We start from the raw sequence: 20,502 nt of genomic DNA on the forward strand, positions 1-20,502 counted from the left end.
ATTTAATTGCGCGACGTTGCCGATTTTTTCTCAGCACGAGCCCCTGCGTTGGCGCCCATCGATTGGCGTTCCAGCATGTGGTAGACGATAAGCGTGACCGACGCTGCCATCAGCGCAGCCAACCCCCACCAGACCCAGATGGGTACCACGGAATTCCAGGCGACGACGTAGGCAATGAACATCGTCAATCCGATATTGATCAGCAGGTTGATGATTTGGATGGAGATGGCGCCCGTTTTCTCCCGTGCCTTCCATGCGGCGAAGCCCCAGTTGAAGATCAGCAAAAATACCAGGATGAGGTTGATAATTGCGGACATTAGTGCACTTCCTCTCCTGCTAGCTGTAATCCGATTTGTTCCACACCACGCGGGGTATTACCTGCGACAAAGGCAGCGCGGCCCGTTTCTGGGGCAATGACCAGCATGCAGGAATAGCCACCGGTTTGCCCGTTGTGCCATCCTGCGTTGTTGTCGCTATCCTGTGCCGAAGCGGTGCGGGCCCAGCCGTAATCTGGTAGCCCTTTGTCCAGGAGGTATTCGGCGAATCGCGCCATATCGGTGGCGGTGGAGCGCACCATGCCCGCGGGTGCGTAACCTTCCGTTACCCATGGCTGGGCGTGCCGCCCATTGTTGAGTAGCCCGGCTGGTTCATCGTCGGGAAGTGGTTCATTGGCTACGAAAGTATTGTGCATACCTAATGGCTGGAGTAGCACATCGTGCAGCATCTCCTCGTAGGTGGTGTCGGCATTTTCTGCTAGTGCCCAGCCGAGTAGCGCGAAACCGAGGTTGGAGTATTGTTCTTCTCCGCGGTTTTCTAACTCTTCTATGCCATTGGCGGCAGCAACAACGTCGTCACGCCCAATGCCGTCGTAGGGGTTGGTACCCAATACAGAAAAGCCCAGGTTTGCGGTAAACCCGACGCCCGCGAGCCGGGGCAGCCCGCCAGTGTGGTTGACGGCTTCTTCTAGCGTCACCGACGCCACTGGATCAGCGAGCTCGTCGATCAGCTCACCCAGCGTGGTTTCTAATTTCACCGCGCCGTTGTCGATTTCGTGACGCAGTAGTTCAGCCGTCAACATCTTCGTGACCGAACCAATTTCCACCTCGGTCTCGTTATCAGCGCCCCAGCCGGCATAGTTGGTGACACCGTCCTCGATGGTCATAGCCGCAAGCTGGTTGTGCCCGGGAACGGAGAGCTCAGCTAATTCGGTAGCTAGTTGTTCATCGCCGGTTGCTTGGTTCGCCAGTGCAATACGTTGCGGGCCCAGCATAATGGCACCCGCCAGCACTGCCGCCCCGGCAATGAGCGCGGTCACGAGTGATTTTTTCATGCTCACCAGCCTAACCTTGCATCGGCCATGACGTCGCTACCGACGAGGCATCCCGGTCGCGCGAGGCCAAATAGCGTTTGAACTCCGTTTGCATCTCGTAATAGCCCACGGCTTGATATTCCATCAGCTCGCCATCATCTAGCTTCGCCAATTCCGGAAAGCGTTGGTTCACTTGCTTCCAGGCAATCCGGGCCGCAGCCATCGCATCGGCGGTGGCCTCGTGCGCATTATCCAATGGCACGCCGTATTCTTCGCAGACTTTGCCCAACGTGCGCGGGCCTTTGCGGTATTTATCCTTCAGCTTGTCGACGACGAACGGATCAAACACCGGCCCAGTCACCGTGAAATCCTGATCCAAACTCCGCAGCACCGTCAAGTCATAATTCGCGTTATAGACAACCAATGTTTTGCCTTCTTCCCACCCTTTTTTGATCGCCGCGATGGTATCTGCGAGCACTTCGTCATGGTTGCGGCCATGCTCCCGGGCATATTCGGTGGTAATACCATGCACGTCGACGGCTGGTTGTGGAATCTCGATTTCCGGATCCGCCAGCATTTCCTGCGAATCCACGGTTGAGCCTTCGATCGAGACCAGGGCAGAGGTGACAATCCGGGCCTCCTGCGGAATATTGGAGGTTGTTTCCAAATCGAAGGCTAGCATGCGGGAAGCGTTGAAACTCATGACTTACAGCCTAGACACACAGGCGCACACACCGGCGCACTGGTTCGAACACCCAGCGAAACCACAGCATCTATTAGACGCCCATGAGAAACCTATTAAACTAGGCGCACGTGAGTGATTTTGATGAAGCAGGATTGCGCCGCCACTGGAACGAGCTTGCCGACGAGGTTCGCTACCACCGCGAACGCTATTACAACGAGCAACCAGAAATCCCAGATGCGGAATTCGATGCGTTGCTTCGCAAGCTTGCAGAATTAGAAAAGCGGCACCCGCAACTGGCGGTGCCCGATTCACCAACCATGGAAGTCGGCGCACCCGTCCCGGAAGAATCCAGCTTTGCCAATGTTGATCACCTCGAGCCGATGCTCAGCCTGGATAATGCTTTTACCGACGACGAGCTCCGTGACTGGCTCGCGCGTACGCCAGCTCCGGCGTATCTGACCGAACTGAAAATCGACGGGCTGTCGGTGGATCTGGTCTACCGCAACGGGCAACTGGAACGCGCAGCCACCCGTGGCGATGGAACCACAGGGGAAGACATCACCGTCAACGCCCGCGTTATCGACGACATCCCACACGAGCTCACCGGAACCGACGAATACCCGGTCCCGGAACTTATCGAAATTCGCGGTGAGGTTTATATGAACCCCGAAGACTTCGCCGCCATCAACGAAGAACGCGTCCGGCTCGCCGAAGAAAAAGGTAAGAAGCCCGAGACGTTTGCCAACCCGCGCAACGCGGCGGCCGGCGGGCTGCGCATGAAAAACACCGAAGAAGTCAAAAAACGTCGGCTGCGCATGATCGCTCATGGCCTGGGCGCCCGGGAAGGCTTCGCGCCGGGCTCGCAGTGGGATGCGTATCAAGCCTTGGAGGCGTGGGGGCTTCCGGTTTCGCCATACACCAAACGCGTGGAAACGAGCGCCGAGGTACTTGAACAAGTCTCGTATTGGGGGGAACATCGCCACGATGCCTCTTTCGAGATGGATGGCCTGGTAGTCAAGGTTGATGACTTGTCTGCACAGCGTGGCCTGGGTGCTACTTCGCGCGCTCCGCGGTGGGCAATTGCCTATAAGTATCCACCAGAAGAAGTCACCACCAAGCTATTGGGTATTGAGGTGGGCGTCGGCAGGACCGGACGTGTCACTCCTTATGCGGTGATGGAGCCGGTCTTTGTTGCGGGAACCACCGTGTCGATGGCGACTCTGCACAACCAAACGGAAGTGAAGCGCAAAGGGGTGTTGGTTGGCGATACCGTAGTCATCCGCAAAGCCGGTGAGATTATTCCGGAAGTTTTGGGGCCAGTGACCGGGCAGCGCGATGGCAGCGAATACGAGTGGTCTTTTCCGAAAGAATGCCCCTCGTGCGGCAGCATCCTGGCGCCGCAAAAAGAAGGCGATGCTGACTGGCGGTGTCCGAATGCACAGTCGTGCCCGGCGCAGCTGGGTGCGCGCTTGGAATACCTGGCTTCCCGTAAAGCTTTCGACATCGAAGCACTCGGCGAAAAAGGCGCCCACGATCTGATCGCCAGTGGTGTGGTGGTCGATGAGTCCGACCTTTTTGCGATCGACGAAGCCGCGCTTGCGAAATCCAGCGTCTACACCCGGCTGGACAAAGAGGACAAGACGAAACGCGTGGTCAACGCGTCCGGCGAGAAGCTTTTGGAAAACCTCGAGAACGCACGTCAGGCAGATTTCTGGCGCGTGCTTATCGCGCTGTCGATCCGCCACGTCGGGCCCACTGCGGCGCGGGCATTGGCGACGCGCTTTGGCTCCATGCAGGCGCTGCGGGAGGCTGACGTCGACAAGATCGCCGATGTGGATGGCGTTGGAATGACGATCGCGAATTCGTTGCAGGATTGGTTCGGTGTCGAATGGCATCGTGCGATCGTGGATAAGTGGGCCGAGGCCGGTGTGACGATGGAAGTCGAGGCTGACCAACGCGTGGAGCAGACGCTGGAAGGCCTGACGATTGTGGTTACCGGAACGCTGGAGGGCTTTAGTCGCGATAGCGCGAAAGAAGCCATCGTCTCCCGGGGTGGAAAAGCTACCGGTTCGGTCTCGAAAAAGACCAATTACCTGGTGGCTGGGGAAAACGCGGGCTCGAAAGAAACCAAGGCGCGTGATCTGGGCGTGCGAATCTTGTCGGAAGCAGAATTTGTGCAGCTTCTCGACGGCGAATTAATCGATTAACTTTCCCAAGATATTGCCCAGATGCCTAAGGTGAACCACCTCGCTGGCCAAGTAATCTGGGCCGCCGGCTCGGCCGATAATCAGTACCAGGCCACTGTCTCCCAGTGGGGCGCCGGCGAGTGCGGAATCGAGGATGCGCCAGGAATCTGGGATCCAGTCTTCACTCTCGGCAACCAGCACGCGGGCCGCAGTGATATCAATATCGGCGGGGATGGAGCCATCATCTTCCGGCGCCGCACTCGAGGCGGCCACACGTGTGATCTCGTTCGTGGTATCAACAATGATCGCCCAGGAAGAAGTCAGGGCTTTGGGGAAAACTGAGACGAAATCTTGAAGCGAGGTGCGTAGGCTTCCACGGCTGGTTGCCAGCTCTGACAGCATCTCAATTTGGCCCCGCCGGTCTACTCGGCCGGAAAATGGGCGAATCGAATCGACCTCCACACCATCCACGGAATTGGCTGCCGTGATGAGGGCATCGGCCATGACTCCTTGGGGTAAATCGACAACGATATCGTCCATGACCGCATCAGCGGAAAACGATTCGATGATGTCGACGGACTGGATATTGCCGCCAGTTTGGCCGATGGCGTCGGCTAATTGTCCGAGCGCTCCGGGGGTATCCGGGAGCAGGACACGGATCAAAAACGACATGAGTTGTTGCCACCACTTTCTGAGCGTCTAGTTCGCTGTCACTATCCTAGCAATCTGGCACGTCACTTTGGGGGCAAAAACAGTGCTTTGCAGTCTCACGTACCAGACTCGCAGGCGTTGGTTAATCGATGGGTCCAGTGGCGTAGCATAGTACGGAAGAAAAAGGATTCACGGATATCGAAGGATTGAATCGACTGTGTCAGAAATTTCCCGCGAGAAAATTGAGCACTTGGCGAAGCTGTCCCGCCTGGCTTTGAGCGATGCAGAAATCGCTATTTATGCAGAACAGATTGACGGTATCGTCGATGTGGTATCAGCAGTACAAAACGTGGACACCACCGGAGTAGAACCAATGAGCCACCCGCATTCGGTGGACGCCGCGATGCGTCGCGACGAAGTAGTGCGCACACTGAATTCGGAGCAGGCCCTGGACCAAGCTCCGGATGCGCGCGACGATCGTTTCGTGGTTCCGAAGATTCGTGGTTAGCTCAGCGCCCAAATACGAGCAGCTGACAAATTCTGAAAGAGCGACAGAGGTAGATAATTAATGACTGAATTTACGCGTCCACACGATGGCACCACCTCGGAAACCGCAGCGGATTTGGCGCAGCGCATCCATAATCGCGAGATCACCTCGCGGGAGGTTACCCAGGCATACTTGGACCGCATCAGCGAAACCAACGAGACGCTGAACTCGTTTTTGCACGTCGGAGTCGACGAAGCGTTGGCCGCCGCCGATGTCGTGGACAAGGCTTTGGACAACGGCGAAAAGCCCGCTTCACCATTGGCGGGTGTGCCGCTGGCGCTCAAGGATTTGTTGGTGACTACCGACGCCCCCACCACAGCTGCCTCCAAGATGCTGGAAGGCTACCGTAGTCCATATGATGCGACCGTAACCCGGCGTCTGCGCGAAGCTGGGATTCCGATCCTGGGTAAAACCAACTTGGATGAGTTCGCGATGGGGTCTTCGAATGAAAACTCGGCTTTTGGCCCAGTTCGAAACCCCTATGACACAGAACGTACTCCTGGTGGTTCCGGCGGTGGTACCGCGGCTGCGTTGGCATCCGGCCAGGCACCGTTGGGTATTGGTACGGATACCGGTGGTTCCATCCGCCAGCCGGCTGCGCTGACCAATACCGTCGGTGTGAAACCTACCTACGGCACTGTGTCGCGCTATGGCTTGATCGCGGCCGCATCCTCGCTGGATCAGGCTGGCCCGTGTGCGAATACCGTACTGGATACCGCGCTGCTGCATGAGGTCATCGCAGGTCACGACCCACACGATGCCACCAGCATCAACAAACCAGTTCCGGATGTCGTTGCCGCTGCCCGCGAGGGCGCACACGGTGATGTGACAGGCCTTAAAGTTGGCGTCATCAAGCAATTTGAGCGCGATGGTTGGCAGACTGGCGTGATGGATCAATACCGCAAGGCGGTGCAGACGTTGGTCGATAATGGCGCGGAAGTTGTTGAAGTTGATTGCCCTCACTTTGACGACGCATTGGCCGCGTATTACCTGATTATGCCGTGTGAGGTCTCTTCTAACCTGGCACGTTTCGACGGCATGCGTTACGGCAAGCGCGTTGGCGACGACGGTGAGAATTCCGCGAACCGTGTGATGGAGCTTTCCCGCGAGGCTGGTTTTGGACCAGAGGTCAAGCGCCGGATTATGGTCGGCACCTACGCGCTGTCCGTGGGCTACTACGACGCGTATTACCTGCAAGCACAGCGTATCCGTACGTTGGTGGCGCAGGATTTCGCTCGCGCATACGAAAAAGTCGACGTGTTGGTCTCCCCAACGACGCCGACCACGGCCTTCCCACTGGGGGAAAAGGTGGAAGACCCGACTGCGATGTACAACTTCGACTTGTGCACGTTGCCGTTGAACCTGGCTGGTGTGTGCGGTATGTCCGTGCCATCCGGCATGGCGGCCGATACCCAGTTGCCGACCGGCCTGCAAATCATGGCCCCGGCCTTCGCCGACGATCGTTTGTACCGCGTCGGTGCAGCCTATGAGGCTTTGACGAGCAACTAGCTTGCGTCGTTATTTCCTGTCGGAGATGGCGTAGGCCGCCCCAGCGGTAGCTGCGGTGACTACGCCTACTGCTGGCCAGGAACCGATTTTCTTTGCCAGTGGGTGTGATAGACCGAAGGCAGCCACGTAGCCGCCGAGTAAGCCAGCGGTGGTAGCTGGGCTGGTTTTTGCGGCCCAGGAACGAGCTGCCCAGTAGCCTGCAGCGCCCAGTACGACGCCGCCGAGTGGTCGGATTCCGGTTTGCACGGCGGTGAGGTAGCCGCCCACCAGGCCGAATGCAGTCGTGGTTGCGGTGGATACTTCCTGTGGGGATTTCTTATCAATAAGTGCCATGCCTTTTAGTCTAGGCCTCTGGGCATCGCGGTGCAGTCTGCACCATGGCGGTCGCTGATTGGTGTCGTAGCGATAGCAGATTCACACTGTTGCAGCAGCTGTTCCACGCTAGGATCGGCGGGGTGACTACCTCGCCCGATCCACGACAAGTCTCTCTACAATCACAGACTTCTGCACAACAAAAGACCTCTGCACAGCCACCCCGTTCTGCTCCTGCTTCAACGGTGCTTCCAGAAGCTCAAGCGTGGAAGGCAATGTTTGCCCTCTCGTTGGGCTTTTTCATGTCTTTGTTGGATCAGACTTTGATCGCGGTGGCAATTCCGAGCATCCGCCGGGCGTTCGATGCCACGTTGGCAGAAACTTTGTGGGTGTCGTCGGGGTACCTGTTATTCGTCGTCGTGCCGTTGCTATTTACCGGTCGTCTGGGGGACCGTTTCGGGCAACGCCGCTTATTCCGTATTGGCATCGCGGTTTTTGTTATCGGGGCGGTGGCTTCTGCTTTAGCTCCCACGATCGAACTATTGATTGCCGCGCGGTGCCTGCAGGGGCTTGGTGCTTCCATCCAAATGCCGCAGACGATGTCGGTGATCAACCGGGTATTTGCCCGGGAGCGTCGTGGACGTGCACTCGGCGTGTGGGGCATTATCGGTTCGGTTGCAGCGATAACCGGCCCGGTTTTGGGCGGTTTTCTAGTGCAATCTGCATCGTGGCACGCAGTTTTTCTGATTCAAGTTCCTTTCGGTGTTATCGCCATCGCCTTGGCCACTATCTGGGTGCCTCGGATGCCGACCTACGCACGCAATCTCGACCCGGTTTCTGTCGTGGTCTCGTTGGTGTCAATGCTGTTGGTCGTCGGTGCGATCCAACAAGCACCGGAAGCCAATTGGGCGTGGTGGATTTGGTTGCTGCTGGCTTTGGGCATTGCGGGATTGTTTGGCTTTATCAAGCTGCAAGGCAGTGCACAGGCGCGCGGCGTGGAAGCGATGATCCCGCTGTTTTTATTCCAGAATCACAATTATCGCCTGGGCATTATCATTATTTCGTGCATGGGATTTATGGCTGCTTCTCTGATGTTGCCGATCATGCTGTGGCTGCAAGATGGTCAAGACTTAGATTCTGGAACGGCCGGCCTTGTCATCGCCCCGATGGCATTGACCTCGTTGTTTGTCTCGCCAATCGCGGGCATTATGGCCGATAAATTTCACCCACGCAATCTGGTGGTCGCTGGCTTTAGCGTCATGTTGGCAGCCTGTGCGGCGTCGTGGTGGATCATGGCCCATGAACAACCAGTCTGGTGGCTGGCGATTGTTGTGAGTTTTTTGGGAATCGGACAATCATTTATTTGGGGCACGAATTCTGCGACGACGATGCGTGATGTGGAAGCTCCCATCATGGGGGCAGCATCAGGGGTATATAACACCGCGCGGCAGTTGGGTTCGGTGATGGGAGTATCTATCTTGTCGGCGCTGATGCAGATTACCGTCGCCGCGCAAGGCTTGGCCGTTGGTACCGCGAATACCGTGTTGTTGTTGGTCGTTGTGCTTGCCATTGGTTTGGTGACCTCGCTGTTTTATCGCAAGACCATCTAGACGATTGCGCCTGACTAGACACTGAGCTCATTGAGCTATCAGCTAATTCGATGCTGAGCACCGTAGGGAAGCCCACCACTTACTGACACCACGTCGCGGGTTGCCTACAGTAGAAGCATGCGCATTGCCACATTGACCTCGGGAGGCGACTGCCCGGGTCTGAACGCCGTTATCCGTGCCATCGTGCGCACGGCGAATCAAGAGCATGATTCCACCGTTGTCGGTTACAGCGATGGTTGGCTGGGGTTGTTGGATGATGACCGGGTCGATCTCTACGACGACGATGCCATCGACAAGATCCTTGTCCGGGGCGGCACTATTTTGGGGACCGGTCGCCTGCACCCGGATATTTTCAAAGCCAATCTGGAAACGATTAAAGCGAATCTTGCCGACGCCCGCGTTGATGCCTTAATCGCAATTGGCGGGGAAGGCACGCTCAAGGGGGCAAAGTGGCTGGCGGATAATGGGGTGCCGGTGATTGGAGTGCCCAAGACTATTGATAACGATGTACTGGCCACCGATTACACCTTTGGGTTCGACAGCGCGGTAGCCGTTGCTACCGATGCGATTGATCGGCTGCATACCACCGCGGAATCGCACAAACGGATTTTTCTGGTCGAGGTCATGGGACGCCATACCGGGTGGATCGCTTTGCATGCGGGTTTGGCCGGCGGTGCGCATCATATTGTGATTCCGGAAGTGCCTTTCGATGTCAGTGAGATCACGAAGTCGATGGAACGGCGCTTTCAGATGGGCGAGAAATACGGCATCATTGTCGTCGCCGAAGGGGCGCAACCGCGACCTGGAACCATGGCGGTCGATGATAAAGGTGTCGACGAATTCGGCCACCGACGCCTCGGCGGGATGGGTCAGTTAATTGGTGAGGAAATCTCGCGTTCTACTGGCTACGACGTGCGCACCACTGTGTTGGGGCATGTGCAACGCGGTGGCGTTCCCACGGCGTTCGACCGCGTTCTTGCCAGTCGGTTTGGCGTACATGCTACGCGTGCGGCGCACAGGGGCGAGTTTGGATCTTCAGTGGTGCTTCGCGGCGAATTTATCGAGACTGTTCCTTTGTCAGAAGTCGTCGCCAAGGTAAAAACTGTGCCGATGCAGCGTTATGAGATTGCCGAGGCGTTATTCGGCTAGCTTGCGTTCGGCTAGATTGCAGCAACCCGGAAACCCTGTGCACGAAAGCGAGACAGAAACCATTACCATGGTGGCTATGACTGCTGCGATGTATGACTTGCTGGACTATGACGAAGTCCTAGAAAAATACGACCCGGTGATGGGCATGGAAGTTCACGTGGAATTGGGTACGGAAACCAAGATGTTTTCGACCTCTTCGGCCCATTTTGGTGATGAGCCTAACTCCAACGTGGATCCAGTTTCGCTGGGATTACCTGGCGCTCTCCCCGTCGTGAACGAGAAGGGAGTCGAATGGGCGATCAAAATTGGCTTGGCGCTGAATTGTCAGATTGCAGAATCGTCGCGGTTTGCCCGGAAGAATTACTTCTACCCGGATCAGCCGAAAAATTACCAGATCTCTCAGTATGACGAGCCGATCGCGTACGACGGCTACCTGGACGTGGTGTTGGATGATGGCACCGAATGGCGTGTTGAGATCGAGCGCGCCCACATGGAAGAAGATACGGGCAAATTGACTCACCTTGGCGGTGTTGATGGTCGTATCCACGGTGCTACTGCCTCGCTGGTTGATTACAACCGTGCTGGCATTCCGCTGATCGAGATCGTGACCAAACCAATTGTCGGTGCTGGTGAACGTGCCCCAGAGGTGGCCCGTGCTTATGTCACCGCCCTGCGTGAACTCGTCGCTGCGCTGGGGGTTTCTGATGCTCGCATGGACCAGGGGTCTATGCGCGTGGATTCCAACCTTTCGCTGCGGCCAAAGGGCAGTGAAGAATTCGGTACCCGCACAGAGACGAAGAACATCAACTCGTTGAAATCAGTCGAGCAGGCCGTGCGCTTCGAGATGCAGCGCCAGGCGTACGCACTGGACAACGGCGAGGAGATCGCTCTGGAGACCCGTCACTACCAGGAATCCGATGGCTCAACCTCCAAGGGACGCCCAAAAGAAACTGCCGAGGATTACCGCTATTTCAATGATCCGGATTTGCCTCCAGTTTCCGCCCCACGTGAATGGGTCGAAGAGATCAGGCAGACGCTGCCAGAAATGCCGTGGATTCGCCGCGCGCGCATTCAGGAAGAGTGGGGGCTCAAAGACAAAGAAATGCGTGATCTGGTCAACGCTGGGGCGTTGGACTTGATCATTGAAACCACTGAGCATGGTGCGAGTGCCGACGAAGCACGTGCCTGGTGGGTGTCCTACTTGTCTGGCAAAGCCAATGAAGCTGGTGTGGAGTTGGCAGCGTTGGAGATCACCCCGGCGCAGGTTGCTCGCGTCGTGGAGCTGGTTAAGGAAGGCAAACTGACCACCAAGTTGGGTCGCAAAGCCGTGGACGGAGTGCTGGAAGGCGAAGGAGACGTCGACGAGGTTGTCGCCAAGCGTGGCCTGGAGGTCGTGCGTGATGATGGTGCGATCGAGAAGGCCGTGGACGATGCGCTGGCCGAAAACCCGGATATCGTCGAGAAATACCGCGCTGGAAACACAAAGGTCACCGGTGCCATCGTCGGTGCCGTGATGAAAGCGACCCAAGGCAAAGCCGACCCAGGTCAAGTCAATAAATTGATCGCGGAAAAGCTTGCACAGTAGCTAATAGAGGCGAAAACAAAAACACACAATGCTGTGATGCGTGTATCGTAGGAACGTCAATCATCCGAAGACAGTTTTCTTAAGCAAAGAAAGAGCGATAATTCGGTGTCCTATAAACGCATTACAGGTATTGCCTTGTCCTTTGTGGGCCTCGTTGTCGGTGCGGGATTCGCCACCGGCCGTGAGGTCGTGCAATATTTCTCGTCCTATGGAATGTGGGGGCTGGCAGGTGCTGCGATAGCTGGCATCGTGATGGCGCTTGCCGGAACAGTTTTCCTGCAGCTGGGCAGCTATTTCCACGCCCGTGAACACCGGCTGGTGTTCAAGCGTACGACGCACCCAATCGTGTCGATCCTGCTGGATATCTCCGTAGTCATCACGTTGTTCTCCATTGGTTTCGTGATGCTCGCCGGCGCTGGCTCCAACCTGGAGCAGCAATTCGGTTGGCAGCCATGGGTTGGTTCCACCGTCATGCTGGGGTTGGTGCTTGTCGCCGGCATGCTGGATGTCAACAAAGTATCCCGAATCATCGGGCTGCTCACTCCGCTGATCATCATCGCGATTCTTGCCGTAGCGGTGTACACGTTCGTGAACTGGCCAGATGATGTCAACCTGGTCGCGCAACGGTCGGCAGAAATTGAAAGCCCTATTAGTAACTGGCTGCTGTCCGCGCTGAACTATAACGGCTTGGCGCTGATCTTGGCTGTATCGATGACGCTGGTTATCGGTGGCGACTACTTAGACCCACGTGAAGCCGGCTGGGGTGGCCTGTTCGGTGGTATTGCTTATGCCATCATGCTGGTACTGGCCACGATGGCCATGCTGTTCAACGCTGAATTGATCGACGGCACGTCGATCCCAATGCTCACCCTGGTTGCTGACATCAACGAGAACCTGGGCTTGGTCATGGCGCTGGTGATCTTCGCGATGGTCTTCAACACTGCCATCGGTATGTTCTACGCGCTGGGTAAACGCTTGTCCGCTGGCCGTGAGAGTCAGTACCGCGTCATCTTCATCGTCGGGACCTTGCTGGGCTTTGCAGTCAGCTTCGTCGGCTTTGACACCTTGATGGAATACGTCTACCCGGTATTGGGCTACATGGGTATGGTCATGGTCGTCATCCTGGTTGGTGCGTGGGTTAAGTCCTTCGCACGGATTCGCGATGAGGCCACCAAGCGTGCCCGCCTGCGCCAGCTGATGTACCTGTCGTTGCACCCAGATAAAGAGCTGGAGAAGAAGCACAACGAGGAGATGCAGCAGTTGGTTGCTGAGTCCAACTTGGGTGATAAAGAGCTCTACAACTACGTCTCTGACGAAGTTGCTACCCAGCTGGATGAAGACGAAGACGTCGAGTTCAGCATTGGCGAGGACTACAAGTTGCTTGCCGACGAAAATCAGTTGGAGGCCAAGGAAGAAAAGAAGGCTGACACTTATGCGGATTCCCGTGCCCAGGATTCCGTCCGCCCGGCCGATGAGTCTCCATCCGAAAAGGATGAAAAGCAAAACAAGGCTGATAACAGCTAGCGTGCTGTAAAAAGTGCACGTGATGCCAGCGGCTAAACGTGCACGGTGTCGTGGTTTGTTCACTGGCTTTTAGCATTGAGCTCTAAGCCAGAAAAACAGGAACGCCCTGCGAGGATATATTCCTTGCAGGGCGTTTTCGCCATCTCGAATGGGGAATTAGTTGAACAGTTTCCGCTGTATCTGGGTGGGATTTTTAACTTGTTCTGTTTCTGGCACTGTCCCGGGCAGGCTAGTTCCTTCTGCAAATGGTGCGCCGGGAAGGTGACCGCGGCCGTGTGGTTGCGCCAAGCCGGAGATATCTGGCCCTGCAGGCACGGTCTGCATGGGGTTTACCTCGCGGTGCACGAGGTAGTAATGCTGCTTGATTTCGGTGAAGTCGGTGGTATCTCCGAAGCCCGGCGTTTGGAATAGCTCACGCAGGTAGCCGTAGACGTTGGGCATCTCGCTGATTTTGTTGCGATTGGTTTTGAAATGACCGTGGTAAACGGCATCGAAGCGGATGAGGGTGGCATACGCGCGGATATCGGTTTCGGTGATGTGCTCGCCCATGATGAACCGCCGCGTCGCCAAGCGCTTTTCCAACCAGTCGAGCACCTCGAAGACATCAGAATAGGCCTTTTCGTAGGCATCTTGTGCCGCGGAGAATCCGGCGCGGTAGACGCCGTTGTTGAATTTCCGGAAGATAAATTCGTTGATTTCTTCCATCTCTTCGCGTTGTTCTTCCGGTGGCAACAAATTGGGGGCACCGGTGCGGTGATAATCAGTCCACTGGGTCTGGAAATCCCGGACCATCGAGTTGAAGTCGTTGGTTACTACCTTGCCGCTGGATTCTTCGACCAGTGCAGGAACCGTGATGCCGCGCGGGTAGTCCGGGAAACGCTTGAAATAGGCGTCTTGCAGGCGCGGAATGTGCAGCACGGGATCGACTTTGCCGGGGTCGAGGTCGAAGGTCCAGGAACGTTTGTCGTGGGTTGGTCCTGCTAGACCTAAAGAGATGACATCTTCTAGCCCTAATAGACGGCGCACGATCACCGCGCGGTGTGCCCAAGGGCAGGCGCGGGCAGCTACCAAGCGGTAGCGGTGTGGTTGTACCGGCCAATGTAGCGTCTCGTCGTTTGTGGCTTGCGGTTGTTCGGCGGTGACGGAGGCAACGACGCGATCTGCAATGTAGCTGGTATCGCGAGTGAATTCACCATCGGTTGCGGCATTCTGGGCATCGCCGGCCCAGTCGTTGTCGTTTTCTGCTGCCACGGTATTCCTCCTTGGCGTATCGAAAATATATGATACATCAACTATATCATTGTCGTGTATACAAGCGGCAGCGCATGCGATGTGCTCAGCCATGGTTGGGCGAGGTGTTTCAGTGCTGTCTCACCGTTCCTGTTGAAACCCGAGCTTGTGCTACTGTGTGAAATTATGTGCGCAGGTAAAAAACTCACCGGCCTCGCTCTTGCAGGCATAGTCTCGGTTTTCCTCGCTGGTTGTTCGGATGTGGAATCTGCGCACGGCGATGGCTCACATGAGTCAGCGGTCTCCATGGCCACAACGGTGTCGACGGTCTCAACGACGGTTACAACCACTCAGGGTGCCCAAGCAACTGATGGGGCAGAAGAGCCGAGTGCACCTACTGCACCTTCAGCAGACAAAGACCTGAAGGATTCCTTCCCGCACGCAGAGCCGGGCGTGTATACCGATGACAGCCTCGATTACCGCGCCATGCACGCTGCACTTGAGATCAAAGGGCGGGCACCGAACTCGGATTATGACCGTGCTTTATTTGGCCAGCCGTGGAGCGATGACGTTAACGTCGCAGGCGGGCACAATGGCTGCGATACCCGGAATGATATTCTGCAACGCGATTTGGACGAGATTTCCATCCGCAACGGGACCCGGGGGTGTTTGGTCGAAAGCGGTCGGTTGGTCAGCCCATATTCCGGCGAGACCATCAATTTTCACCGTGGCGATAATCAGGTAGATATCGAGCACGTGGTTGCGCTTGGCGACGCCTGGGTGAAAGGAGCATTCCAGTGGGATGAAACCAAGCGCCGCGATTTCGCCAACGATCCGATCAACCTGCTGGCTGTCGATGCTTCCAATAACCGCGCGAAAGGTGCTGCTGATGCTGCTACCTGGCTGCCGCCGCACAAGCCGTTTCGCTGTGATTATGGGCGTATACAGGTCCACGTGAAATATGTTTATGATCTCTGGGTCACAGAAGCGGAGCATCAGGCGCTGCGTAACCTGTTGGACCAGTGCTAAAACAGGGAAAATCCCATCGTAGGCGGGTTGGTACCGGTTATACGCTGGGCTGTCGCATAAATTGGGGCCATGAGCGATGATAAAAATAACCCAGATAAATCGAAGGCTAAGAGTAATTTCGCGCCCCAGCCCGACAAAGCGGATTTTCATGACGACGAGTTTGATGTTCCCACTTATAAGGGGCCGCAAACATCACAGAAAAAGTCTGCAGCAGATTCCGATGCTAAAACGGAAGTGAAAGCAGACTTTAAACGGGATGCCGAATCTGCATCGGAGGGACAACGCACCACGATTTTCCAGCGGGCCGGTCGAGCGGCGCCGCAGACCATTGAGCCGAATTCAGGTGCTAGCAGGAACCGTGCTGACAGTACTGGGCCTGGTAACGATTCCGAACCGACTACCCAATTTGCGCAGCAGAGTTCTGCAGCCGGAGTAGGTAGCTCGGAAAAGGCTGCGGCTTCTAGCGCTAATGGCGGTCCAGACGGTAACGACAACCAAGTAGACGCTGATTCGCAGCGTCCGGAATACCGAGACGAAGATTTTGCAACTACCGAGGTTATTGACCCTGCAGGAAAGCAGACTACGGTGCCGGTGGCGGCATCCGCTATCCCAAACCAGGCCGCACAATCGAACAACACACCGTCGAACAACATGCAGCCGGGACCTACCCAGCCGGGACAGCCGCATGATGGCCAGCAGCAATTCCCGGATGATGTGCCTTATGCGCAGGGCAATGGCATACCAAACGAAGAAGCAGCAGGTGCAGGTGCCATGGAGCACGCTGAACTAACCGAGACGCGTCGCGGCACTATCGACTTCGGGTTGTTCTTATTGCGTATTGTATTTTCGGCCTGGCTGATTATTCAGGCAGTGGGGACGTTTTTCTCCTTGGGCAACCACGAGGGCATCGCGGGCTTAGAATCCGAATTCTCTGCTTATAACCAGGACCACTTGTTGGCTATTTTGGTGCCGGCGCTGCAGCTGGCTGCTGGTATTTTCTTGCTGCTGGGTCTATTAGCACCGATTGCTGGCATGGTTGCGGTGACAGTGAGTGGTTTTCTGGCTGTGCACCAGCTTGCCGACGCGCAGGTTGGCCTCAATATCTTTAATTGGGAAGAAACCCTGTGGGTACCGGTCATGGTTGCCGCGATCGCGGTGGTTGTACAATTTACCGGTCCCGGTTTGTATGCGCTTGATGGTGCCCGTGGGTGGGCACGACGTCCGCTGGCATCGTCCTGGATTTTCGCGATCCTCGGAATCGCTGCTGTGGTTGCTGCGTGGTGGCTATTCGCAGGTACCAACCCGTTGGCCAGCTAAACACCCAACTCTTGCGGTTCTGGTTCTGGGTGCACCGCGTGCTTACATATCGGCGGGTGCGTGGTGCTCCGGGGCCTGGTGGTGCAGACGTCTACGGTCCCGAGCGCCGGACAATTCCCAGCCAAGGATAAGCAGGGTGGCTAACCCCAGCCAGACAAAATCACTGATAAGCAGCTTCGGCCAGAAGCTGAGCGCGTGTACGTTGATGGCGTCGCCGTACCACCACTTGGGTGGCTGCTCGAGGAAAACCAAGACGGAAACCCAGGCACCGACGACTACGGTGAGAGCATAACTACGCCATGTCAGGGCTCGCCAGAACCATACCGGGACGGCGACGGCCAGCCAGACCCAGTGGTGGGACCACGATACCGGCGAGATCAGGAGCATGATCACTGCGTTGATAAGCCAGGCGTCGACAAGATAGCCACGGCGTAATAGCTGGACCATGAGCCAGGCGCCACCGGCAATCGTGAGGATCACCAGCACTGCCCACAGTGCAGTGACGAGATTTCCAGAGTCTTCCAATGCCTGCTCGCTGGTGAACCAGCGCTGGATCATTCCGCGCCAGGAGCTATTGGATTGGTATGAGGTGTTTACTCCGAAATCGCCGCCGGAGCCCATTCCTAGCAGACGCGCACCGTAGAACTCCCAGGTGGCATCAAAACGCACGAAAGCTGCCAGCAGGGTTGCCAGTGCCGCAGAAGCCCCCGCTGTGATAATCGCGCGGATGTCTTTGCGCACCAAGAAATACAACAGCATCGCCAGTGGTGTGAGCTTGATGGCTGCTGCGATGCCGATCAGCCAACCCTGCGGAAGTGTGCGCTTCCGGGGAACTAGATCGAGTACCACCAGCGACAGCAAAATGACGTTGATCTGGGCAAAACCATGATTGAGCTCGACGGGTTCGCTGATCAATGCCAGCGCCCAGCTGGTCGCGGCGGCAGGCAACGCCCAGCGGCTATTCTGCAGTAGCCAGCGCCAGACTAGCCAGAGACACAACAGCAGTAGCGCATTAGAAATCGCAATGACAATGCGCCCAGCCAGGGTGTCATCAATACCCGGAATCACATTCAGCGGTGCCATAAACAGCGCGCCGAAGGGTGGATAAATAAACGGCAGCGCAAGATCCCCGGCGAACATTGGCTCGGAGTACATCTCGCGGCCGTGTAAAAACGCGTCGACGCCTTGCCGGTAAATCACCATATCCACCGGCGATGTCGTCTCAGCGATGCGATAAATTGTGGCAGCCAGCCCCGCAAGTAGCCCGATGATGGTCAGCATAGGGGCACTGTGAGGGGCACTGAGCTGCCGCAGCGCAGCGTTCGTGCTAGTCAACTTGGCGTACGGCCCCTTTATCTGCGCTGGTGGCCATCTTGGCATAAGCACGCAATGCCTTGGTGACGGTGCGTTTGCGTTCGGTTGGGTGCCAAGGTTTCTCGCGGTTTTCCATTTCTTGCCGACGACGCTCGATCTCCGCATCGTCGAGCTCCAAAGTCAAGCTGCGTTCCTTGACGGAGATGCGGATGGGGTCCCCGTTTTTAATGAGACCGATCAGCCCACCAGCTGCGGCTTCGGGGGAAATATGGCCGATAGACAAACCGGAAGTGCCGCCGGAGAAACGGCCGTCGGTGATCAGAGCGCACTTTTTACCCAGTCCGGCGCCTTTCAAAAATGACGTCGGGTGCAACATTTCTTGCATCCCAGGGCCACCTGCGGGTCCTTCGTAACGGATCACGACGACTTCGCCTGGTTGTACCTCACGCTTAAGAATCGAGCTGACGGCTGCTTCTTGGGATTCGAGCACACGCGCTGGACCGCTGAATTCCCACAGGCTTTCGTCCACACCCGCGGTTTTCAGCACTGCGCCATCTGGTGACAGGTTGCCACGCAGAACGACCAAACCGCCGTCGGCAGAATGAGCGTGCATGACATCGTGGATGCAGCCGGTTTCGGCGTCGGTATCTAGCGATTCCCAGTGGTTCGTGCTGGAAAATGGCTCGGTGGTACGCACGCCACCGGGCGCGGCATAAAACAAATCTTCGGCATCGGTAATGGCTTTGCCGCCGCGGATATCCCAGTCATTGAGCCAGCCATCCAAGGTGTCGTACTGCACGGTGTGTACGTCTTCGTTGAGCAGCCCTCCGCGTCGCAGCTCGCCCAGGATCGCGGGAATGCCACCTGCGCGGTGGACGTCTTCGACGTGGTAGATGCCGTTGGGTGCGACCTTCGACAGACACGGCACCTGGTGCGAAATCTCTTCGATGTCGTGCAGGTCAAAATCCACCTCACCTTCCTGCGCAGCCGCCAAGGTGTGCAGGATTGTGTTCGTGGAACCACCCATGGCCATATCCAGCGCCATGGCGTTGCGGAAGGCGTTTTTTGTGGCGACATTACGAGGCAGCACGGAGTCGTCCTCGTTGCCGTAGTAGCGCTCGCACATATCGACGATGAGCTGGCCAGCTTTTTCGAATAGTTTTTGGCGTGCCTGGTGCGTAGCCAGTGTGGTGCCGTTGCCGGGCAGGGACAACCCGAGTGCCTCGGTCAAACAGTTCATCGAGTTTGCGGTAAACATGCCGGAGCACGAGCCGCAGGTTGGGCAGGCGGATTCTTCGATTTTCGTCAGCTCGGCGTCGGAAACCTTGTCATTGGCGGATGCCGAAATGGCGTCGACAAGATCCGACGAGGTCTGTGCGACACCGTCAACGACGACGGCTTTACCAGCTTCCATCGGGCCACCGGAGACAAACACGGTGGGGATGTTGAGGCGCATCGCCGCATTCAGCATTCCCGGTGTGATCTTGTCGCAGTTGGAGATGCATACCATCGCATCAACGGTGTGGGCGTTAACCATGTATTCCACGGAATCGGAAATGATTTCACGCGAGGGGAGAGAATACAGCATGCCCGAGTGCCCCATGGCGATGCCATCGTCAACCGCGATGGTGTTGAATTCCTTTGGTACTCCGCCTGCTTCACGCACCTGCTCGGCGACGATATCGCCGACGTCTTTCAAGTGGACGTGCCCGGGAACGAACTGCGTGTATGAGTTCACGATCGCGACGATTGGTTTGCCGAATTCGTTGTCGCGGGTGCCGGTGGCACGCCATAAAGCGCGCGCACCTGCTGCATTACGACCAACGGTCGTGACTTTCGAGCGAAGAGGATACACTTGTGCGTCTTTCTGATTGGATTGTGATTGGCGATACTGTAGGGAATAGCAGATATAGAGAGTCAGACGTCAGAGTCAGCAGTCGGATTTTATCCGCCGTTATCGCGGGAGCCACGGCGCGGTTGTGGCCGTTGGTGTTTGTGGGATGCCGGGTGCGATTCGTAATGCTGGGCGGCAACACCGTCGTATTTTTCAAATTCCTCACGCGTCATCATGATGCGTTGGCCATCGCGGTGCGTGATCACGACTTTGTCGTCGGCGGCTTCTTTTCCTTCGGTGAGTACGTCGCGGATGCGCCCGTGGGATGCTGCTTCCAGTTGGGGAAGCGACTGGAAGGTCACTCCGGGCAAGTTGTGTTGCTTGCCGTCCTTGGTGCTGGCAAATACGCGGGCGCGTTGAAATCCGATGCCCTGGAAATCATCCCAATTAATGAATACATCGGACTTAAAAGCGTAGGTGATGGCAATACCTGCTGCAGTAACTGTGGTTTTCGCGCGCACGGTCCAGTAGATAAAAGCTAGTGGGAATATTAATAACCAGCCAAGCACGAGTGGGGCCCAAGCGATGCCCATGATTGCGATACCGATGATGAGTACAGCGGCAATGATGTGGGTGCGCTCTGGGCGGAAACTTGTGCCCTGGGCAGGTTGTTCTGCAACACTCATGGCGACCATGCTACGGGATGAATGA

At 56.6% G+C, this 20,502-nt stretch carries 18 protein-coding genes; 9 read left to right on the forward strand and 9 right to left on the reverse strand.

Annotated features, from left to right (window positions below; translation table 11 throughout):
* Window positions 1–2: 2 nt before the first annotated feature.
* The 3 genes from ACP8MI_RS04505 to ACP8MI_RS04515 are packed head-to-tail and all read right to left on the reverse strand — an operon-like array spanning window position 3 to window position 2,012.
* The gene (locus ACP8MI_RS04505; RefSeq protein WP_490290718.1) at window positions 3–317 is read right to left on the reverse strand and encodes a hypothetical protein; all 315 of its coding nucleotides are present in this window, start codon (window positions 315–317) and stop codon (window positions 3–5) included.
* Window positions 317–1,330: a serine hydrolase domain-containing protein gene (locus ACP8MI_RS04510; RefSeq protein ID WP_490290719.1), complete on the reverse strand. Its 1,014-nt coding sequence runs from the start codon at window positions 1,328–1,330 to the stop codon at window positions 317–319. The genes ACP8MI_RS04505 and ACP8MI_RS04510 overlap by 1 nt, the downstream gene beginning before the upstream one ends.
* Before the next feature lie 10 nt (window positions 1,331–1,340).
* Window positions 1,341–2,012: a 3'-5' exonuclease gene (locus tag ACP8MI_RS04515; RefSeq protein WP_018120036.1), complete on the reverse strand. Its 672-nt coding sequence runs from the start codon at window positions 2,010–2,012 to the stop codon at window positions 1,341–1,343.
* Between the two features lie 110 nt (window positions 2,013–2,122).
* Here ACP8MI_RS04515 and ligA point away from each other — a divergent pair, with 110 nt between their 5' ends.
* Window positions 2,123–4,201: an NAD-dependent DNA ligase LigA gene (gene ligA, locus ACP8MI_RS04520; RefSeq protein ID WP_302500934.1), complete on the forward strand. Its 2,079-nt coding sequence runs from the start codon at window positions 2,123–2,125 to the stop codon at window positions 4,199–4,201.
* On the opposite strand, the gene ACP8MI_RS04525 is transcribed toward ligA, so the two are convergent.
* Window positions 4,190–4,852 (reverse strand): ACT domain-containing protein, encoded by a 663-nt coding sequence (locus tag ACP8MI_RS04525; RefSeq protein WP_490290720.1) that lies wholly within the window; start codon window positions 4,850–4,852, stop codon window positions 4,190–4,192. The two genes, ligA and ACP8MI_RS04525, sit on opposite strands and share 12 nt — an antisense overlap.
* Before the next feature lie 196 nt (window positions 4,853–5,048).
* Here ACP8MI_RS04525 and gatC point away from each other — a divergent pair, with 196 nt between their 5' ends.
* Both gatC and gatA read left to right on the forward strand, forming a co-directional pair.
* The gene (gene gatC / locus ACP8MI_RS04530; RefSeq protein ID WP_490290721.1) at window positions 5,049–5,339 is read left to right on the forward strand and encodes an Asp-tRNA(Asn)/Glu-tRNA(Gln) amidotransferase subunit GatC; all 291 of its coding nucleotides are present in this window, start codon (window positions 5,049–5,051) and stop codon (window positions 5,337–5,339) included.
* Window positions 5,340–5,399: 60 nt separating this feature from the next.
* Entirely contained in the window at window positions 5,400–6,887 is a 1,488-nt protein-coding gene (gene gatA / locus ACP8MI_RS04535) for an Asp-tRNA(Asn)/Glu-tRNA(Gln) amidotransferase subunit GatA (RefSeq protein ID WP_490290722.1), read from the forward strand.
* A gap of 9 nt (window positions 6,888–6,896) precedes the next feature.
* Here gatA and ACP8MI_RS04540 read toward each other — a convergent pair whose 3' ends face one another.
* A complete protein-coding gene (locus ACP8MI_RS04540; protein WP_018120041.1) occupies window positions 6,897–7,220 on the reverse strand; it encodes a hypothetical protein in 324 nt (107 codons plus the stop codon).
* Window positions 7,221–7,342: 122 nt separating this feature from the next.
* Here ACP8MI_RS04540 and ACP8MI_RS04545 point away from each other — a divergent pair, with 122 nt between their 5' ends.
* The 4 genes from ACP8MI_RS04545 to ACP8MI_RS04560 all read left to right on the forward strand — a co-directional run bounded on the left by ACP8MI_RS04545 (window position 7,343) and on the right by ACP8MI_RS04560 (window position 13,067).
* A complete protein-coding gene (locus tag ACP8MI_RS04545; protein ID WP_275042150.1) occupies window positions 7,343–8,809 on the forward strand; it encodes a DHA2 family efflux MFS transporter permease subunit in 1,467 nt (488 codons plus the stop codon).
* A 117-nt stretch (window positions 8,810–8,926) separates the two neighbouring features.
* The gene (locus tag ACP8MI_RS04550; RefSeq protein WP_490290723.1) at window positions 8,927–9,958 is read left to right on the forward strand and encodes a 6-phosphofructokinase; all 1,032 of its coding nucleotides are present in this window, start codon (window positions 8,927–8,929) and stop codon (window positions 9,956–9,958) included.
* 67 nt (window positions 9,959–10,025) lie between these two features.
* Window positions 10,026–11,543: an Asp-tRNA(Asn)/Glu-tRNA(Gln) amidotransferase subunit GatB gene (gene gatB / locus ACP8MI_RS04555; RefSeq protein ID WP_026167784.1), complete on the forward strand. Its 1,518-nt coding sequence runs from the start codon at window positions 10,026–10,028 to the stop codon at window positions 11,541–11,543.
* 105 nt (window positions 11,544–11,648) lie between these two features.
* On the forward strand, window positions 11,649–13,067 hold the full coding sequence (locus tag ACP8MI_RS04560) for a YkvI family membrane protein (RefSeq protein WP_018120045.1): 1,419 nt from the start codon (window positions 11,649–11,651) through the stop codon (window positions 13,065–13,067).
* Window positions 13,068–13,223: 156 nt separating this feature from the next.
* Here the strand turns inward: ACP8MI_RS04560 and ACP8MI_RS04565 are convergent, their stop codons facing one another.
* Window positions 13,224–14,318: a glutathione S-transferase C-terminal domain-containing protein gene (locus ACP8MI_RS04565; RefSeq protein ID WP_284607475.1), complete on the reverse strand. Its 1,095-nt coding sequence runs from the start codon at window positions 14,316–14,318 to the stop codon at window positions 13,224–13,226.
* A 165-nt stretch (window positions 14,319–14,483) separates the two neighbouring features.
* Here ACP8MI_RS04565 and ACP8MI_RS04570 point away from each other — a divergent pair, with 165 nt between their 5' ends.
* Window positions 14,484–15,326 carry an HNH endonuclease family protein gene (locus ACP8MI_RS04570; protein ID WP_236588362.1) on the forward strand — a complete coding sequence of 281 codons (843 nt, stop codon included), beginning with the start codon at window positions 14,484–14,486 and terminating at the stop codon, window positions 15,324–15,326.
* Window positions 15,327–15,395: 69 nt separating this feature from the next.
* Window positions 15,396–16,643, forward strand: a complete 1,248-nt coding sequence (locus ACP8MI_RS04575; protein ID WP_490290724.1) for a DoxX family protein — start codon at window positions 15,396–15,398, stop codon at window positions 16,641–16,643.
* Between the two features lie 42 nt (window positions 16,644–16,685).
* Here the strand turns inward: ACP8MI_RS04575 and ACP8MI_RS04580 are convergent, their stop codons facing one another.
* From ACP8MI_RS04580 to ACP8MI_RS04590, 3 genes are all read right to left on the reverse strand, one after another.
* Window positions 16,686–17,978 carry a glycosyltransferase 87 family protein gene (locus ACP8MI_RS04580; protein WP_284607474.1) on the reverse strand — a complete coding sequence of 431 codons (1,293 nt, stop codon included), beginning with the start codon at window positions 17,976–17,978 and terminating at the stop codon, window positions 16,686–16,688.
* The gene (ilvD, locus tag ACP8MI_RS04585) at window positions 17,971–19,812 is read right to left on the reverse strand and encodes a dihydroxy-acid dehydratase (RefSeq protein ID WP_018120050.1); all 1,842 of its coding nucleotides are present in this window, start codon (window positions 19,810–19,812) and stop codon (window positions 17,971–17,973) included. Before ilvD ends, ACP8MI_RS04580 begins: the two co-directional genes overlap by 8 nt.
* An 89-nt stretch (window positions 19,813–19,901) precedes the next feature.
* A complete protein-coding gene (locus ACP8MI_RS04590; RefSeq protein WP_236588361.1) occupies window positions 19,902–20,477 on the reverse strand; it encodes a PH domain-containing protein in 576 nt (191 codons plus the stop codon).
* Window positions 20,478–20,502 lie beyond the last annotated feature (25 nt).

Source organism: Corynebacterium sp. LaCa_70, from assembly GCF_058182015.1.

Bases quoted from the DNA above. Each gene is read 5' to 3' on its own strand.
- ACP8MI_RS04505 (WP_490290718.1), bottom strand. From the start codon at position 317: ATGTCCGCAATTATCAACCTCATCCTGGTATTTTTGCTGATCTTCAAC.
- ACP8MI_RS04510 (WP_490290719.1), bottom strand. From the start codon at position 1,330: ATGAAAAAATCACTCGTGACCGCGCTCATTGCCGGGGCGGCAGTGCTG.
- ACP8MI_RS04515 (WP_018120036.1), bottom strand. From the start codon at position 2,012: ATGAGTTTCAACGCTTCCCGCATGCTAGCCTTCGATTTGGAAACAACC.
- ACP8MI_RS04525 (WP_490290720.1), bottom strand. From the start codon at position 4,852: ATGTCGTTTTTGATCCGTGTCCTGCTCCCGGATACCCCCGGAGCGCTC.
- gatA (WP_490290722.1), top strand. From the start codon at position 5,400: ATGACTGAATTTACGCGTCCACACGATGGCACCACCTCGGAAACCGCA.
- ACP8MI_RS04540 (WP_018120041.1), bottom strand. From the start codon at position 7,220: ATGGCACTTATTGATAAGAAATCCCCACAGGAAGTATCCACCGCAACC.
- ACP8MI_RS04550 (WP_490290723.1), top strand. From the start codon at position 8,927: ATGCGCATTGCCACATTGACCTCGGGAGGCGACTGCCCGGGTCTGAAC.
- gatB (WP_026167784.1), top strand. From the start codon at position 10,026: ATGGTGGCTATGACTGCTGCGATGTATGACTTGCTGGACTATGACGAA.
- ACP8MI_RS04570 (WP_236588362.1), top strand. From the start codon at position 14,484: ATGTGCGCAGGTAAAAAACTCACCGGCCTCGCTCTTGCAGGCATAGTC.
- ACP8MI_RS04575 (WP_490290724.1), top strand. From the start codon at position 15,396: ATGAGCGATGATAAAAATAACCCAGATAAATCGAAGGCTAAGAGTAAT.
- ACP8MI_RS04590 (WP_236588361.1), bottom strand. From the start codon at position 20,477: ATGAGTGTTGCAGAACAACCTGCCCAGGGCACAAGTTTCCGCCCAGAG.